Annotated in this window: 1 protein-coding gene; it reads left to right on the forward strand. The window is 43.1% G+C overall.

Going from position 1 to position 521, the window contains the following annotated elements; translation table 11 throughout:
* Positions 1–506: acyltransferase family protein (locus tag AC1DLB_RS31825; RefSeq protein ID WP_477786512.1), on the forward strand; the 506-nt coding region annotated here is incomplete at its 5' end.
* Positions 507–521 lie beyond the last annotated feature (15 nt).

Here is a 521-nt window from a genome sequence, read left to right on the forward strand (position 1 = left end):
CTTTTTATGCCGATCCAATAGTTCTTAATTTTTTGTGGGGGATGTTGACGGCTAGGCTAATGGAGCGAAGTGTGCTCATTAAGCGAAATACTGCTGTTGTCATTCTTCTGCTTTCCCTTGGGTACTTGTTTTTTCCGCGATTCMCTGAATATGGAAACACCCTAACTTATGGTGTAGCTTCTTTTTTTGTGGTTTATTGCTGTGCTAGCCTTGAAAAGGCGGTAAATTTCACATTGCCTCGGAGCATGGTGTTTTTGGGGGCTGCGTCTTACTCCATTTATTTGTTCCATCCCTTAACGGCTCCCGTGGTGCCTGAGGTGTTCAAGAGGCTTGGCATTATATATTCTGTTCCGTCGGTGGTCGGCAGTATCTTTGTCGCACTTTGCGCTGGGGCTTTCATGTATCGTTTTGTTGAGTGTCCACTTACGGATAGGCTCAATCGCTATGTAAAACAATATTTTAGTGCTTCAGCTAATTTTAGAAAGCAGATGAAAAGTTTTGAATGAAAGGTCTAGTGAAGG

The organism is Pseudomonas sp. 05N434, from assembly GCF_056396965.1.